This is a genomic window from Stenotrophomonas maltophilia (genome assembly GCF_002799155.1).
Lineage (GTDB): Bacteria > Pseudomonadota > Gammaproteobacteria > Xanthomonadales > Xanthomonadaceae > Stenotrophomonas > Stenotrophomonas maltophilia_R.
In genome coordinates, this window is sequence record NZ_NERD01000002.1 from 3585173 (window position 1) to 3601614 (window position 16442).

The following is a 16442-nucleotide window of genomic DNA, read 5'->3' on the forward strand; positions in this document are numbered from 1 at the left end:
CATGCGGGCCCGCCTTCTGGGGGCTTACCGCAGCCAGTATCCCAACCCGCTCCGGTTCCACACCGGCCAGATCGTCGAAGTAGGTGTCCGTGACGAGGAATGGCCGGCGTTTGCCTGGGTACGCACCAACGATGGGCGCGCTGGATGGGCGCCCATTGCGTGGTTGCAGCTGCTGGACGAGGGTCGCGCCGAAGCGCTGTGCGACTACGACGCCCGCGAGCTGGATGTGGAAAGCGGCGAGATGGTGAAGCTTCATCACGAACACGGTGGGTGGTGGTGGTCCGAGCGCGCCAATGGCGCGACGGGTTGGCTGCCGGCCCGCGAACTGGAACTGCTGGAAGAGAACTGCAAATGAGCCAGACCAAGAACTTCAACCTGCCCGACCTGGGCGAAGGCCTGCCGGACGCGACCATCGTCGAGTGGTTCGTCAAGGAAGGCGATGTGATCAAGCTGGACGAGCCGCTGGTCTCGATGGAGACCGCCAAGGCCGTGGTGGAAGTGCCCTCGCCGTTCTCCGGCAAGGTGCTGAAGCTGTCCGGCGCTGCCGGCGACATCATCCCGACCGGTTCGGTGCTGGCCAGCTTCGAACTGGACCCGAACCTGCCGCAGCGCGCCGATGGCCAGGACACCGGCCACAGCCATGGCCACGCCGCACCTGCCGCTGCACCGACGCCGCCGCCGCTTCCCGCTGCTGCCGCACCGGTGGCCGCTGAAGCTGCCAAGCCCGCCGCCGCCGAGCGTGATGACGCCGGTACCGTGGTCGGCGCGATGCAGAGCTCCAACACCGTGCATGCCGAACAGGCGCTGGCCGTCGGTGGCGTCAAGGCCGTGCCGGCCGTGCGCGCGATGGCCCGCAAGCTGGGCGTGGACCTGAGCCGCGTGCCTGCCACTGGCACCGATGGCGCGGTCACCATGGCCGACGTCAAGCAGGCCGCCGCCAACGGCACCGCCAAGCTCGGTGCCGCTCCGGCTCCGGCTCCGGCCGCTGCTGCCGCCTATGCCGCGCCGGCCCCGGCGCAGGTGTCTGCCCCGGTGCAGAGCGAAGCGCGCACCCCGCTGTCGGCCGCCGGCAAGCCGATGCGTACCCAGCCGCCGGGCGTGGTCGCCAAGGGCCAGCCGGAACCGCTGAAGGGCGTGCGCCGCAATATGGCCCGCGTGATGGCCGACGCACACAGCAAGGTCGTGCCGACCACGCTGAATGACGACGCCGACATCCATGCCTGGCTGCCGGGCAACGACGTCACCGCGCGCCTGGTGCGTTCGATCGTGGTCGCCGCGCAGAAGGTGCCGGCGATGAACGCTTGGTTTGACGGTGAAGCGCTGACCCGTACCCTGCACGCGCAGGTGGACATCGGCATCGCCGTGGACACCGACGACGGCCTGTTCGTGCCGGCCCTGCGCAACGCCGACATGCTCGATGCACGCGGCATCCGCGAAGGCGTCAACCGCCTGCGCGAGCAGGTGGAATCGCGTTCGATCGCCGCCTCGGAACTGAGCGGCTACACCATCTCGCTGTCCAACTTCGGCATGTTCGCCGGCCGTTACGCGACCCCGGTCGTGGTGCCGCCGTGCGTGGCCATCGTCGGTGCCGGCCGTGCCCGCCACCAGATGACCCCGGTGATGGGCGGCGTGGAAGCGCACAAGGTGATCCCGCTGTCGGTCACCTTCGACCACCGCGCGGCTACCGGTGGCGAAGCGGCCCGCTTCCTGCGCGCGATGATGGACGACCTGGCGCTGGCCAGCTGATCAGGTGGGTGCCAACCTTGGTTGGCACATGACTTGGACAGGACGCCGGGCAATGCCCGGCGTTCTTTTTCTCGCATCCACGCATCACGTGGATCTACACAATGCGGGCGATCAATCGCGCGCGACCATGCCTTCGGCGCGACTGTACACACGCAGGCGGTGGCCATCCGGATCGGCGCCGACGAAGGTATGGCCGAACTCCAAGGTCACCGGTGCCTGCAGGATCTGCACGCCGAGTGCGTGCCACGCATCGTGCATCTGCTGCACGGCCTCCGGGTTGGCGACCACCATCGCCAGTTCGGCAGCACCGGCCTGCGCGGATACCGGCGGCTGCACGTCGTCGCGCTGCCACAGGCCCAGTGCGGCACCATCGCCGAGCAGGAACAGGGCAAAACCGGGCGACTGCTCGACCGGTGGCTTGCCGAGGATGCCGCTGTAGAAGGCGGCACTGGCGGCGACGTCGCGCACGTACTGCAGCAGGGTGCTGGGGGTGAACATGGGGAAGCTCCATTGTTGGGAGGCTTCATGGTGGTACGGCCCTGCTGACAGATTCTGTCAGTAGCGTCGAGCGTGCTCGACTGCCGTTGCCCTTGCTCTGGTAGATGTCGAGCTTGCTCGACTGCTGTTCGCGAAGATCAAAGGCGGCCGAGCAAGCTCGACCCCTACCAGAAGCAGGAAGTGAAGCGCGGAAGCAGTCGTGCAGGCTCGACGCTACGAACGGTCCAACCAGTCCGGCGCGATGCCCTGCGCCTTCTGCCAGCGCCGCAGCAGGGTGGCGCGCGGCACGAGGTAGCGATCCTCCAGCACGCGCACCTGGCGGATGCGGTCCAGGCGGAAATGACGGAAGTCCTCGCGGCCTTCGCACCACGCCGCCAGCATCGGCACTTCATCGAAGTAGCCCAGTGCGAACGGCCAGACGATGCGCTCGCTGCGCTGGCCCTGCGCATCCTGGTAGCCGAACTGCAGTCGTTGTTGCGCGCTCATCGCTTCGCGCACAGCCTGCAGGCGTGCGTGCGGCACCTTCGCCGTCGCACGTGAAGGACCCACACGCAGGCCGCTGTCACGCAGCGCTTCGCGACGCGCGGCAGGCAATACATGCGCGATGCGCGCCAAGGCATCGCGTGCGGCCTCGGCCAGCGCCGGCTCTGTGCGTGCCGCGACCCAGCGCAGGCCCAACACCAGTGCGTCGATCTCGGCCGGTGGCAGGGTCATGGGAGGCAAGGTATCGCTAGGCGCCAGCTGGTAGCCGACCCCGGCCTCGCCGCGCAGGTCGGCGCCCTGCTCGCGTAGCGTCTCGATATCGCGGTACAGCGTTCGCAGGCTGATGCCCAGCGCTTCGGCCAGCATCTGCCCCGCGACCGGCCGCCGATGGCGGCGCAGCAGCTGCAGCAGCTGGGTCAGGCGCAGCGCACGCGACATCAACCGACCAGTTCGCTGGATGCCACCACGTGCTCGCCCGGTTGCGGAGCGAGCGCGGCCTCGACCAGTGTCTTGGCGATCTCGCTGGCCGGATTGATCCGCCACGCCCGTGGCAACACCGGCCCCAGTGCACCCAACACCGTCAGTGCCAGGCGCTCGCCGCGACGCACCTCGTTGCGCTCGCCACCGATTAACCCCGGGCGTACCAGCGTCAGCGAAGCGAAGCCCAGCGCACGCAGGTCACGCTCCAGCTCGCCCTTCACCCGGCTGTAGAAGATGGACGACTGCGGGTTGGCACCGGCCGCGGAATTCAGCGCATAGATCTGCGCACCCTGTGCCTGTGCCAGGCGGGCGAACGCCAACGGGTAATCATGGTCGATGCGATGGAAAGCCTCGCGGCTGCCGGCCTGGGCGATGGTGCTGCCCAGCGCGCAGATGACCGCATCCACGCGCGCCCACCCAGGCGCGGCGGGCAGCGCATCGAAGGCCAGCACCGCGTTCTCCAGCTTCCCGTGGGTCACGCCCAGCGGGCGGCGGGTGGGAGCGACCACGGCGCTACAGCGCGGGTCATCCAGCAGCCTGCGCAGGGTCAGCCCGCCGACCAGGCCGGTTGCCCCCAGCAACATCACGCGCATCACCACCTCCACTGCGGCATCCTGTCGCCCATCCTAGCCGTTCAAGCCGTCGGCGGCCGCGCCGATATGCTGGAATCAGTCCCTGCCAGCCCCAGGATTCGCTCCATGACGGACCAGCCCGACCACCGCCCTGCCCCCGGTACCGCCCTTGCGCCGCCGGCACGCGTGCGCGCGGTGGTGGACGATGGACTGGGTGACCGCGTGGTGCTGCAGGGGGGTGGCGGCGTGGCCCTGCAGCAGCTGTTCGCCGGTGCCGACGCGCCGGAGCCGCTGCTGGCGGCGTTCGCCAACGGCATGGCCACCCTGCCCGGCGAACTGGGCGACATGGGCGACCGCCTGCAGTCGGCACAGGCCAGCGCCGATTGGCCGCGCTACGGGCGCGCGATGCGGCAGCTGATCGACAAGTACATCCGCACCATCGAGCAGCATTCACCGGACGGGCAGCCGGAAAGCCTGCGCCTGTCCGAGCAGCTGCGCCTGCTGTTGGGTGGCGCGGTGGTGGCCCTGCTGCAGCACGACCCGGACCTGCGCGAGCAGGCGCAGACGCTTGCCATGCAGCTGCGCCAGTGGCAACCGGGCACTGCACTGGAACCGATCGAACAGGGCGTGCGCGAACTCGGCCACCAGGTCGGCGTGCGCGCCGAGAGCTGGCAGGAGCAGCAAGCGCTGCTGCTGGAGCTGTTCGCACTGCTGCTGGAGAACGTCAGCGAGCTGCTGGACGACCGCAGCTGGCTACAGGGCCAGATTGCCGCAGTGCGCCATCTGCTGGACGGGCCGCTGGAAGCTGAAGCGGTCGAGCGCACCCGCGCCGAGTTGCGCGAAGTGATCTACAAGCAGGGCCTGCTGCGCCAGGGCATCGACGATTCGAAGGCGGCGATGCGCGGGTTGATGGGCGAGTTCATCGAGCGCATGGATGGCATGGCCACCAGCACCGGCGAATACCACGACCGCATCGGCAGCTACGCGTTGCAGCTGCGCGAGGCACGCAGCATCGCCGACCTCAACCAGCTGCTGCAGGACGTGATGCGCGACACCGGCAAGGTGCAGCAGCAGGCCGCGCAGGCGCGCGATCACCTGGCCAACGCACGCCAGGAAGTGGAACGCGCCGAACAGCGCATTGCCGAGCTGGAGCAGGAACTGCGCGCCGCCGGTGACCTGGCACGCATCGATCCGCTGACCCAGGCACTGAACCGCCGTGGCCTGGACGAACTGCTGCAACGCGAACTGGCGCGCGCCGCTCGCAACAACTCACCGTTGGGCGTGGCGGTGATCGATCTGGATGATTTCCACCAGACCAACGATGCACATGGCCATGCCGGTGGCGATGCACTGCTGCAGCACCTGGTGGCTGTGTGCAAGCTGCTGCTGCGCGCCACCGATGGCATCGCGCGGCTGGGTGGCGACGAGTTCGTGCTGGTGCTGCCAGAGACCCAGGGTGCCGACAGCATGGCCACCGTGCAGCGCCTGCAGCGCTCGCTGGCGCACCGGGTGCTGACCGTGCAGGACCGCCGCGTGCCCGTGCATTTCAGTGCCGGGCTGGCGCAATGGCAGCCCGGCGACGATACCGAGACCCTGCTGCGCCGCGCGGATGACGCGCTGTATGCGGCCAAGCGGCAGGGCAAGAACCGGGTGCAGGCGGGTTGATCGCGGAATGGGGTCTACGGGATTACTTCCCGCGCAGCTTCTGGAAACCGGTCACTGCCGCCAACACGATGGCACCGGCGATGATGCCGACCACCATGTTGCCCACCGCATTGACCAGCCAGCCCCATTGGCCATCGCCGCCCAGCGCCTGCACCGCGTGGTGCAGCGCCGGCACGTTGTGCACAAGGATGCCGCCGCCGACCAGGAACATGGCGATGGTGCCGGCCACCGACAGGAACTTCATCAGCCACGGCGCCGAGGCCACCAGGCCGCGGCCAAAGGCGGCCACAGCCCCCCCCTTGCGCGACAGATACAGGCCGGCGTCATCAAGCTTCACGATGCCCGCAACCAGCCCATAGACGAAGACCGTCATCGCCAGTGCAACCACGGCCAGCGTGACCACCTGGTTGGTAAACGGCGCGGTGGCGACCACGCCCAGGGTCAGCACGATGATCTCGGCCGAGAGGATGAAGTCGGTGCGGATCGCGCCCTTCACCTTGTCCTTTTCCCACGCCACCATATCCACCTCGGCATCAGCCAGCGCCTTGCGCCGCTCGGCCTGATGCTCGGCGTCATCCTCGGCCGAGTGCAGGAAGCGATGCGCCAGCTTCTCCACGCCTTCAAAGCACAGGAAGGCGCCACCGATCATCATCAATGGCACGATCAGCGGCACATTCCAGCCGCGGCTGTGCAGCCACGCCTCCAAGGCGCTGATCGCCAGGGCGGCCGGCACCAGGATCACCTTGTTCACCAGCGAGCCCTTGGCCACCGCCCATACCACCGGCAGCTCGCGGTTGGCATTGACCCCGGTGACCTGCTGCGCGTTCAGCGCCAGGTCGTCGCCCAACACGCCGGCGGTTTTCTTCGCCGCGACCTTGGTCAGCACCGAGACGTCGTCGAGCAGGGAGGCGATATCGTCGAGCAGGGCAAACAGGCTGGCACCGGCCATGGGAAGTCCAGAGAGGGAATGAGCGGATTCTGACTGATCCGGCGTGGACTGCGGAAGATATCGGGTTCACCACGTGACGACCCCGCCCCGGCCAGACTGGGGCGTGATCCCGTTCCGCCGGGCATGGCCCGGCGCTACCGGCCGTCGTCTGCAAGGAGTTCCGCTTGAGCAATCCGCCCACCGCCAATGGCAATCCTCCGCTGGTCAAAGGCATGAACCGGCGCAGCCAGATCCTGCGCCTGCTGATGCGCTACCGCCATTCGGGCGTGTTCTCGGGCATGAACCTGGACGCCGCCAGCCACCAGGCCGACGTACCCGCCGACGGCAACCCGGAGCAGTTCGTCAGCGACCTGGAAGCCCTGGGCCCGACCTTCGTCAAACTGGGCCAGATGCTGTCCACCCGCCCGGACATGGTGCCGGTGGAGTTCGCTACAGCGCTGGAGCGCATGCAGGAGAAAGTGGCCGAGATTCCGGTCGAGCGCATCCACGCCATCGTCGAGCAGGAACTGGGCGCGCCGGTGAACAAGCTGTTCGCCGCATTCGATCCTGAGCCGCTGGGCTGCGCCTCGATCGCGCAGGTGCATCGCGCGGTGCTGCACGATGGCCGCCAGGTGGCGGTGAAGGTGCAGAAGCCCGAGGTCGCCGCGCAGCTGCGTTCGGACCTGGAGGCACTGCGCAGCTTCGCGCTGGCCGCCGACCACCTGACCCAGGTAGGCCGCCGCGTGCGCCTGCGCGACTGGCTCAACGAGTTCGCCAAGACCCTGATGCAGGAGCTGGACTACCACGCCGAGGCCGAGAACCTGGCCCGCTTCGGCCGCCATCTCAAGCCGTTCCGCCGCCTGTGGATTCCGCAGCCGCTGTGGGATTTCAGCAGCCAACGCGTGCTGACCATGGAACTGGCCACCGGCGTGCGCGTGGATGCGATTCCCGATGTGCGCCGCACCGAGCAGTCGATGGACCCGCTGGCGGCGGCGCTGATCCGCGGCTACCTGGACCAGATCTTCGTGCATGGCGAGATCCATGCCGACCCGCACCCCGGCAACCTGCGGGTGATGCCCGATGGCCGGCTGGCCATCTTCGACCTGGGCATGGTCGCGCACATGCCGCCGCGCCTGCGCGAGCGGCTGCTGAAGATCCTGTTCGCTGCCGTCGATGGCCGCGGCGAAGAAGTGGCCGACGACCTGATCAGCATCAGCACGCGGCTGGAGGCCTTCGACGAAGAGCGCTACCTGCGTGAGACCGGCCAGCTGATCGCGCGCTACGCCGCCAGCGGCAGTTTCTCCGAAGGCCGCGTGGTGCTGGACATGGTGCGCATCGCCACCGCCTGCGGCCTGCGCACGCCGCCGGAACTGAGCCTGCTGGGCAAGGCCCTGCTCAACCTGGAAACCGTCTGCCGGCTGCTGGCGCCAGAACTGGACACGCGCCGCATCGTCGAGCGCCAGCTGCAGCATGTGATGCGTGCGCGCCTGAAGAAATCGCTGTCGGCAGCCAACATCGCCAGCGAGGCGATGGAGCTGCAGCAGCTGCTGCGCGATGGGCCACGCAAGCTGTCGGACATCATGGCGCTGCTGGCCGAGAACCGCCTGCAGATGAAGGTGACCGGGCTGGAAGAGTCGCGATTGATGGAGAACCTGCAGAAGATCGCCAACCGCGTGGCGGCCGGCATCATCAGCGCGGCATTGATCATGGCCGCTGCGATGATGATGAAGATCGACACCGGCTGGCACCTGTTTGGCTACCCGCTCATCGCCCTGATCCTTTTGTTCATTGGCGTGGTGCTCGGCCTGGGCATCGTGACCAGTGCATTGCTGTTCGACCGTCGCGCGCGGGCACGCGAAGAGCGCGGTCATCGCTAACGCATCGAACAAAATGCCCGTATTCATGCGGTTTTTAATGCAATCCAACGAAGCCTTTCACGCTCGTTTTACCTTCTGAGCGCGATTGCGCGCGCATCATTCCAACAAACATTTCAGTCAGGTTCGTGCATGCACTATCGGGTCATCGGCCTGTCATGTGCATGTGCTTGTGGCAGCGCCGGTCGGATGGACACGCGTCGGTACGACGTCCATCACCACCACCCCGTCACTGCCGAAGCTGCCTATGCTCTGGATACTGCTGCTGTCGTTGTTGCTGTTGTGCTGGTTGTTCCTCGCGTCCGGCAGGTGGGTGTGGTGGAAGGCCGGTGCGTTCTCGCTGCTGCTGCTCATGCTCAGCACGTGGTGGTTGATCGACAAGCTGTCCGGTGATGGGCTCAATGCCGCCACCCTGTACCACCTGGGCGCCGACATGGAAGGCGCCGGGGTTTCCGATTTCAAGGGCTACATCGCCGGCTTCATCGTGCTGGCGCTGGTCTCGCTGCTGCCGCTGTTCGCCACACGGGTGAAGCGCTGGCGCCGGCCCGGCCACGGCGGCGCCTGGTTCGCCGGCTTCGCTGCAGTATGGGTGGCCACGATCATCATCAGCCCGCTGGCCCGCGACGGCCAACGCCTGTACCAGCAATTGCGCCCCGTCGACTTCGCACGCATCGCCCCCGAGTACCAGGTGCCCACGCAGCCGCTGCAGCGCCCGCGCAACATCGTCTGGATCTACGGCGAAAGCCTGGAACGCACCTACCTGGATGAAAGCGTGTTCCCGGGCCTGATGCCCAACCTCAATCGCCTCGCCAACCAGTCGCTGGACGTGCGTGGGCTGGGCTCGGCCGAGGGCAGCGGCTGGACCATCGCCGGCCTGGTGTCGTCAATGTGCGGCGTGCCGCTGACCACCTCGCAGGGCGACGAGAACAGCATGGATCGCATGGGCAGCTTCCTGCCCAAGGCCGTGTGCCTGGGCGACTACCTGAAGCAGCAGGGCTACACCAACCATTACTTGGGTGGCGCCAATGGCCAGTTCGCCGGCAAGGGCCAGTTCCTGGCCAGCCATGGTTTCGATGAAGTGCACGACCTGGCGTGGTTCAAGCAGCAGAAGAAAATCGGTCGCATCCACTACTCGGCCTGGGGCGTGCACGACGACGTGCTGCTGGATACCGCCTACCAGCGCTTCGAACAGCTCTCGCGTGCGGGTTCACCGTTCATGCTCACCACGCTGACCATGGATACCCATCACCCGGCGGGCCACCTGCCGGTGTCGTGCAAGGGCGAGCGCTACCAGAGCCAGTACGGCAACATCAGCATGCTCAACGCGCTCAAGTGCAGCGACCGGCTGATCTCGCAGCTTGTGCAGCGCATCCAGGCCAGCCCGTACGGCAAGGACACGCTGATCGTGATCGCCTCTGACCACCTGGCGATGCCCAACGATCTGACCCACATCCTGACCCGGCAGAAGCGCGAGAACCTGCTGCTGTTCCTGGGCGATGGCATTGCCCCGCAGCAGCTCAGCGCCGACGCCGGCACTACCCTGGATTCGGGTGCGACCCTGCTCAGCCTGCTGGACCCGAACCTGAAGACGATGGGCTTTGGCCGTTCGCTGATCGACAGCCAGCGCGCGCCGAGCGCGAGCGCAGCCACCCAGCGCGATGGCGGTCGTGACTATCCGCAATACCTCGCCTTCGCGCGGTCGCTGTGGCTGGGCGAACCGACCCGAGAACTGAAGATCGATGGCGATGACCAGGTGGTGGTCGGCCTGCAGCACGTGCAGCCGCCGGTACTGCTGGAGTACGACAAGGACTGGGGGTTGAAGTCGGTGTACCTGGAGAACACCTCGCGCCAGTTCGATGATGCCAACCCGGACAACACCCTGGCCTACGTCGACCGCTGCACCGCGTTCGAGGATGGCTCGGCCGACGGCGACTGGTGCGCCCTGCTGGTCAACCGCGACAACGGCATCAAGCTGTACCGCGACAACGACCTGCGCGGTGGCATTGCGGTGGACGCACCGCTGGATGCGTTCCAGGGCCCGCGCCCGAGCGTGCGCCAGGCGCACATGATCACCCAGAAGGGCCGCCGCACCCGTGCCGGCCAGTACATGCTGCAGCTGGTGGCAAGCACGCGCCCGGATCGTGGTTTCTGGATCGAGGCGGTGTCCTCGCAGCGCAAGGTGGTGCTGGCCCAGCAGTGGGTGCAGCCCGATGCCAACGGCAAGATCAACGTGTCGTTCGGGCTGGACCACGAAGTGGATGATCTGGAGATCCGCGCGTGGTTGAACCACGCCGAGAAGCTGGCGGTGGACACGTTCGCACTGGTGCCGTCACGCGGCCGACCGCGGGGGTAGGGTTCTTTGCAGGGCTGCGCCCTGCACCCGCCGAAGCAACGGCCGAAGCAACAGCAACGGCAACAGCGGGCATTCCGTGGGATGGCGGGGTGGGTCCGGTTGCGGGAGACGCCGTAAACCCATCCATGGGGGCTTGGCCGCGGCATCCATGCCGCGGACACTCCCGCAACCGGACCCACCCCGCCTTCGACAGTTTTCCACGATCTGTCGGAAATACTATTGGGGTCAGATCCGTTTTCCGGAGGAAAACGGATCTGACCCCAGATTGATTTCGCTATCTGACAAACGTGTCGACCAAGGTCGGCACCTACCGACAGCCGCAGGAATCTGTCAGAGGTGGGGCGGTGTGGGTTGGCAGGACCGTTGGCGCCATGGATGGCGCCATCGAGCCCCCATGGACGGGTTTACGGCGTGTCCTGACAACCCACACTGCCCCGCCAAACCACGGAATGCCCGCTGCTGCCTTTGCCGTTGCTTTTGCTTTTGCTGTTGCTCCGGCTCGTAGCGGGTGCAGGGCGCAGCCCTGCAGAGAAACCCCTACTCCTGCGGATCGCGGGTGATGTGGATGTCGGTCGGGGTCGACAGCGGGATGTTCCGCTCCGCCAGGATCTTCAACAGGCTGAAGTACAGATCGCTGCGGGTTCCGTACACCTGCCGCGGGCTGGCCACGTACGCGAAACTGTTGATGGTGATCTGCCCGCCGGCAATGCTGTCGATGTAGACCGTTGGCGCCGGCTGCTGCAGCACGTTGGTGTGCGCGGTGTACGCATCCAGCAGCGCCTGGCGCAGGTTGCCGACATCGGTGCTGGGCGGTACCGCGAACTGGATCTGGATGCGGCCCTGGTTGTTGCCCATCGTCATGTTGCGGATGGTCTTGGTGATCAGCTCGGAGTTGGGCACGATCAGGGTCGACTTGTCGCCGACCTGGATCTCGGTCGAACGCACGTTGATGCGGCGGATGTCGCCTTCCTGGTCACCCAGCTTCACCCAGTCGCCGATCTTCACCGGACGCTCGGCCAGCAGGATCAGGCCCGATACGAAGTTCTGGATGATCGCCTGCAGGCCGAAACCGATACCCACTGACAACGCGCTGACCAGCAGCGCAAGGTTCTTCAGGTTCAGGCCCATCGCGGTCAGCGCCCACAGCCCCACCAGGATGATGCCGACGTAGCCGGCAATCGTGCTGATCGAGTTGCGGGCGCCGAGATCCAGCTCGGTCTTGGGCAGATAGGTGTCGGTCAGCCAGCGCTGCAACAGCTGGGTCAGCCCCATGCCCACCAGCAGCACCAGCACGCCGGTGACGATACGGCCGGGTTGTAGCGTCAGGTCCTTGTTGATCTCGATGCCGTTGGCCAGCGAGGCGACGCGTTCGACGATCGTGCCGACGTTGCCGAACGGTGCGGCCAGGGCCAGCAGCGCGACCAGCACCACCAGCGTACGCAACATCGCAGACAGCAGAACACCCGCCTGCTCCAGCCTCGACACGCTCAGGCCAGTGCTGAGCAGGATGGTCTGGCCGACCTTGCTGTCCGCGTTGAGCAGCCACGTGCTGAAGTCATCGACGAACTTGAACAACAGCATCGCGGCCATCACCACAATGCTGCCGCCGATCAGCTGCTGGTTCACGAACTTGGCGAAATTCACGTAGCCCAGCAGGGTGGCGATGATCGCAGCCACCACCGCGATGTTGCCCGCCACGCGCGCCAGCACCAGCCAGCTGCTGCGCCGCACCGGCGTGCTCGCCGTCAGCCCGTCGGCCTGTGCCTCCAGCTTGGCCTCGGCCTCGGCGGTCTGCCGTCGGTGCAGGCGCGCCAGCGTCACCAGCATCGCCATGATCAGACCCAGGTAGGTCAGCGCGATCACTCCGTCCAGCGCCACGGTGGTCACATCGCTGGTGCGCGTGGCCTGATCGAGGGCGACCAGCACCGTACTCAACCAGGCCAGCGCTGCGGCGCCCCACGCATATTTGCGCAGCTTCAGCGCGGCGGTGTCATCCAGGTTCAACAACCGCCACGACGGGCGATTGGGCACCAGCAGGCAGGCGCTGAGCGCGGCGATGAACGCAGCGGCGAAGGTCGCCTGCTGCACGCCGTCGGCCACGTTCTGCAGGCGCGGGGCGATCGCATCGACGGCGTTGAGCGAGGCAATGAACACCACCACCGCATAGCCCGGCAGCAGCGTGCCCACCAGCAGCAGCCACATGGCCAGGCCGGAACGGCGCAGGCGACCGTCCGGCGCGCGCTCGGACTCCGCAAAGCGCCGGCCCAGCCTGCGCAGCCACAGCCGCAGCGGGAACATCATCACCAGCGCGGCCACCAGGCCCAGCAACGGTGTGCCCCAGCCATTGGCCCGGACGCCAGCGACAAACGTATCGCGCCCCTGCTCGGCCAACGGCGCGACGCGTGCGATATCGATCGGCAGGCGTTCGGCAACCTTGCTCCACAGTGCCGGAGACAACGGCGAGGCGACCTTCTTCCCCATGTCTTCGGCGCGTTGCGCAGTGCGCTGCTGGTCGATGTCGGCTGCCAGCTGCTGGGCACGCACGGCACTGGTCTTGGCCTGCGCTACGGACGCGGCCAGGCCGTCCCGCTGCTTGTTGATGGTGCGCCGTTGTGCCGCCAGTTCGGGCGGCTCGGTGGTGCCCTCGGCAGGCGTGCCCAGCTGCGCCAGCTGTTCGTTGAGTCGATCCAGCTGCGGCTGCAGCGCCTTTTCCAGCGCCTCGGCATCGCGCCGTGCCTGCGAGGCATTCTCGGACAGCATCGCCAGCGTCTCGATGGCGGCCGCATCACCCCGCTTGCGGTCGACCTCCTTCAGCTTCGCATCGATATCCGCCAGCTGCTGCTTGGGCGTGGGATCCTCATCCTGTGCCAGCACCGGCGCGGACAGCAGGAAGACGCTGCACAGCAGCAGGACCAGCCAAGGGCCCCGTGCACGGATCGATTGCAGGAAAGAAGACACGCCAGCCACACCGGTTCGCGCGGACCACCGCGCCTGCGCGCGACTATACGGCAGAGGCGGTCAAGGGCGGATGGGCGGCCCCGCCAGCGTCGCGCATCAGTACTTCAGGCGCAGCTCTTCCACCATCGGCTGCTGCAGCGCATACCAGTCCTGGAACTCTTCCTCGGTGATCTCATCGGGCGCGTACACCGCCACGGGGTGCCAGTCGTGGTCGGTCGGCAGCGGCTGGCGCGGGCCGGCACGCAGGCTGTAACTCACCCCTTCGTAGTCGACCAGGTCATCGACCTGCGGCCACTGTTCGCGCGCGAACGCGGATTCACTCTTCAACAGGATCACCTGGTACATCGGCACCTCCACCTCGGTTGGATCAGGAAAACACGGCGCTGGCAGCAGGATACCGCCACGCCGGTGACAACGGGCGCTCCGCCGGGGCGACGGAACGTTCTGGACACGGCCATCGCCCCGGCTTCACCCGCCCATGGCAAGGCCATCGGCATCGTGGAGGCCCACCCCTGCCACGACCGCCGATGACCGACCACCCGCCGCTGAAGACCGTCGCCGACCTCAAGCTGCCCCGCTACCTGGGCACCTGGTACGAGATCGCCCGCCTGCCGATGCGCCACGAGCCGGAGGGCTGCACCGACGTGTCGGCGCACTACACCCTGCTCGACAACGGCAACGTCGGCGTCACCAACCGCTGCCGAATGGACGGCGAGATCGAAGAGGCCAGTGGCGAGGCCTGCGCCATCGACAACGACAGCGCGCGCCTGGAAGTGAGCTTCCTGCCCAAGGGCCTGCGCTGGCTGCCGTTCGCCAAGGGCGACTACTGGGTGATCCAGATCGCCCCGGACTACAGTGTGTCGCTGGTCGGCAGCCCGGATCGCAAGTACCTGTGGCTGCTGGCGCGCGAGCCGCGCCTGGACGCGACCGTGCAGGACCATTATCTGGCGGCGGCCCGCCTGCAGGGCTTCGATCTGTCCGAACTGATCCAGACCCCGCACACCGGCAATCCCACCGCCTGAGCAGCACACGGCCATGGACCTGAAGAGTGGCTACCCGTGGTGGGCGGTGCGCAACGGGCTGATCCACGCGTTCCCGCCGTTGCAGCAGGACCTGCGCTGCGACGTGCTGGTGGTGGGTGGCGGCATCACCGGTGCGCTGATCGCCGACGAGCTGTCCCACCATGGGCACGACGTGGCCGTGATCGAGCAGCGCGACATCGGCTGGGGTAGCACGGCCGCGAGCACCGCGCTGCTTCAGTATGAGATCGACACCCATCTGCTGGAACTGGCCCAGCGCTATGGCCGCGATGCTGCCTCTCTGGCCTACCATGCCTGCGCCGAGGCGATCCCGGCATTGGGCGAAGTCGCGCGTGGGCTGAAGGATGTGGACTTCCGGCAGATGGACAGCCTGTACCTGGCAAGCCGGCATCGCGACGTGCCACGGCTGATGGCCGAGGGCGAAGCGCGGCGCAGCATTGGCCTGGATGCCCGCTGGCTGGGCCCGGAGGCGCTGCAGGAGCGCTTCGACGTGGACGCCGGTGGTGCGCTGCTGACCCGCCAGGCGGCACGGGTCGATCCCTACTGCCTCACCTACGGCCTGCTCAAACGGGTTCGCCGCCGAGGCGGCCAGGTGCACGACCGTACCGTGCTGCACACGCTCACGCCGGGCCCGCGAGGCGTGCGTGCGCTGACCGAAGCCGGCGCCACGGTCCACGCCCGCCACGTGGTGCTGGCAATGGGCTATGCCAACCAGACGTGGCTGCAGCAGCGGGTCGCACGCAACCGCAGCAGCTACGCCTTCATCACCGACCCGATCGATGCGGACGTGCTGGGCCGCCTGCGCAACACGATGGTGTGGGAAAGCGCACGCCCCTACCTGTACCTGCGCGCCACCGGCGACCGTCGCCTGCTGGTGGGCGGGCTGGACGACGCCATCGATATCCCGGCCCGCCGCGACCGGCGCGTAGAGCGGAAGGCCGACAAGCTGATGAAGCAGCTGCTGCATTGGTTCCCGCGGCTGGACCCGGTGCCCGCCTTCTCTTGGGCCGGCACCTTCGCCGAAACCGCCGACGGCCTGCCGTTCTTCGGCCCCCACGCGCAGTGGGGCCCGCGGGTGCACTTCGCCATGGCCTACGGCGGCAACGGCATCACCTACTCGATGATCGGCGCCCAGCTGCTGCGGGCCCGGATCGAGCGGCGCAAGCATGCGCTGGAAGGTCTGTTCGGGTTCGCGCGGTTGTGACCGCCTCCGGGCAGAGGCCGGCCCTACCACAGGCGGGCGCCGACAGGCATCATTCAAGCAACCCCTGCTAGCGTCGGCCTGTACCGCCGCGTGTTGCGCGGCCACCTGTCCGCTGGAGCGCCGTCATGATCCGCCCCCTGACCCTGCTGCTGTGCCTGGCCCTGCCGGGAACCGTGCTGGCCCAGTCTGCCGCTGGCGCCACTGCGCCGCAGGCCGCTGGCCTGGACCTGACGCTGCCGCCGGCGCCGATGCGCTACCTCAACGACCCGGCCCTGCAGCAGGACCCGCCCGGCACCTATTACGGTGACAAGAGCGGCCCGCGCGTGCACGACGACGCCAGGATCGCCGACGTGACCGACGACAAGGTCAAGGTGTCCGGCAGCTTCACCACCGGCATCGGTTATTCGAAGAATGGCGGCAACAGCCACTACAACGCGGCCACGCTGAACCTGAGCAAGAACTACACCACCGATGAAGGCAAGACCCACGGGGTCAACCTCAACATCCACGTGAGTGAAGGCAAGGGCCCGGGCTTCTTCGGCCCGTATGGCGGCTACTACGGCCGCGGCCCGGGCTGGGATTACCCGCCGCCGTACGGCTGGTAACGCCGCACGCGGGATACGGGCCGACCTGGATCGGCC

General features: G+C 67.4%; 13 protein-coding genes and 1 pseudogene. 8 read left to right on the forward strand and 6 right to left on the reverse strand.

Translation table 11 applies throughout. The features are described 5' to 3' along the window. The first annotated feature begins 1 nt into the window (after position 1). Complete coding sequence (locus tag B9Y82_RS17190; RefSeq protein ID WP_005411349.1) at positions 2-355, forward strand: SH3 domain-containing protein; 354 nt, start codon at positions 2-4, stop codon at positions 353-355. Next, the gene (locus B9Y82_RS17195) at positions 352-1746 is read left to right on the forward strand and encodes a dihydrolipoamide acetyltransferase family protein (protein ID WP_100474262.1); all 1395 of its coding nucleotides are present in this window, start codon (positions 352-354) and stop codon (positions 1744-1746) included. The genes B9Y82_RS17190 and B9Y82_RS17195 overlap by 4 nt, the downstream gene beginning before the upstream one ends. Before the next feature lie 111 nt (positions 1747-1857). Here B9Y82_RS17195 and B9Y82_RS17200 read toward each other — a convergent pair whose 3' ends face one another. The 3 genes from B9Y82_RS17200 to B9Y82_RS17210 form a co-directional block, all read right to left on the reverse strand. Further along, positions 1858-2244, reverse strand: coding sequence for a VOC family protein (locus B9Y82_RS17200; protein WP_100474265.1), 387 nt, complete (start codon positions 2242-2244; stop codon positions 1858-1860). A 213-nt stretch (positions 2245-2457) separates the two neighbouring features. After that, on the reverse strand, positions 2458-3165 hold the full coding sequence (locus tag B9Y82_RS17205; protein ID WP_100474268.1) for a helix-turn-helix transcriptional regulator: 708 nt from the start codon (positions 3163-3165) through the stop codon (positions 2458-2460). Continuing rightward, on the reverse strand, positions 3165-3800 hold the full coding sequence (locus B9Y82_RS17210) for an NAD-dependent dehydratase (RefSeq protein WP_100475269.1): 636 nt from the start codon (positions 3798-3800) through the stop codon (positions 3165-3167). Before B9Y82_RS17210 ends, B9Y82_RS17205 begins: the two co-directional genes overlap by 1 nt. 105 nt (positions 3801-3905) lie before the next feature. On the opposite strand from B9Y82_RS17210, the gene B9Y82_RS17215 reads away from it, so the two are divergent. Next, positions 3906-5444: a GGDEF domain-containing protein gene (locus B9Y82_RS17215; protein ID WP_100474270.1), complete on the forward strand. Its 1539-nt coding sequence runs from the start codon at positions 3906-3908 to the stop codon at positions 5442-5444. A 22-nt stretch (positions 5445-5466) separates the two neighbouring features. Here the strand turns inward: B9Y82_RS17215 and B9Y82_RS17220 are convergent, their stop codons facing one another. Further along, positions 5467-6393: a DUF808 domain-containing protein gene (locus tag B9Y82_RS17220; protein ID WP_100474273.1), complete on the reverse strand. Its 927-nt coding sequence runs from the start codon at positions 6391-6393 to the stop codon at positions 5467-5469. 209 nt (positions 6394-6602) lie between these two features. Between B9Y82_RS17220 and B9Y82_RS17225 the strand changes: the two are divergent. Together B9Y82_RS17225 and B9Y82_RS17230 are read left to right on the forward strand one after the other, a co-directional pair. Beyond that, a pseudogene (locus B9Y82_RS17225) lies at positions 6603-8249 on the forward strand (ABC1 kinase family protein); the annotation flags it as partial. Between the two features lie 244 nt (positions 8250-8493). Further along, complete coding sequence (locus B9Y82_RS17230) at positions 8494-10599, forward strand: phosphoglycerol transferase I (RefSeq protein ID WP_100474279.1); 2106 nt, start codon at positions 8494-8496, stop codon at positions 10597-10599. Positions 10600-11136: 537 nt separating this feature from the next. On the opposite strand, the gene B9Y82_RS17235 is transcribed toward B9Y82_RS17230, so the two are convergent. Beyond that, complete coding sequence (locus tag B9Y82_RS17235) at positions 11137-13566, reverse strand: DUF3772 domain-containing protein (protein WP_100474282.1); 2430 nt, start codon at positions 13564-13566, stop codon at positions 11137-11139. An 87-nt stretch (positions 13567-13653) separates the two neighbouring features. Continuing rightward, positions 13654-13902, reverse strand: a complete 249-nt coding sequence (locus B9Y82_RS17240) for a hypothetical protein (protein WP_087923860.1) — start codon at positions 13900-13902, stop codon at positions 13654-13656. 182 nt (positions 13903-14084) lie between these two features. Here B9Y82_RS17240 and B9Y82_RS17245 point away from each other — a divergent pair, with 182 nt between their 5' ends. The 3 genes from B9Y82_RS17245 (at position 14085) to B9Y82_RS17255 (ending at position 16406) form a co-directional block, all read left to right on the forward strand. After that, on the forward strand, positions 14085-14579 hold the full coding sequence (locus tag B9Y82_RS17245) for a lipocalin family protein (RefSeq protein WP_100474285.1): 495 nt from the start codon (positions 14085-14087) through the stop codon (positions 14577-14579). A 13-nt stretch (positions 14580-14592) separates the two neighbouring features. Beyond that, entirely contained in the window at positions 14593-15801 is a 1209-nt protein-coding gene (locus tag B9Y82_RS17250) for an NAD(P)/FAD-dependent oxidoreductase (protein WP_100474288.1), read from the forward strand. A gap of 125 nt (positions 15802-15926) precedes the next feature. Further along, positions 15927-16406 (forward strand): hypothetical protein, encoded by a 480-nt coding sequence (locus B9Y82_RS17255; RefSeq protein WP_100474291.1) that lies wholly within the window; start codon positions 15927-15929, stop codon positions 16404-16406. Positions 16407-16442 lie beyond the last annotated feature (36 nt).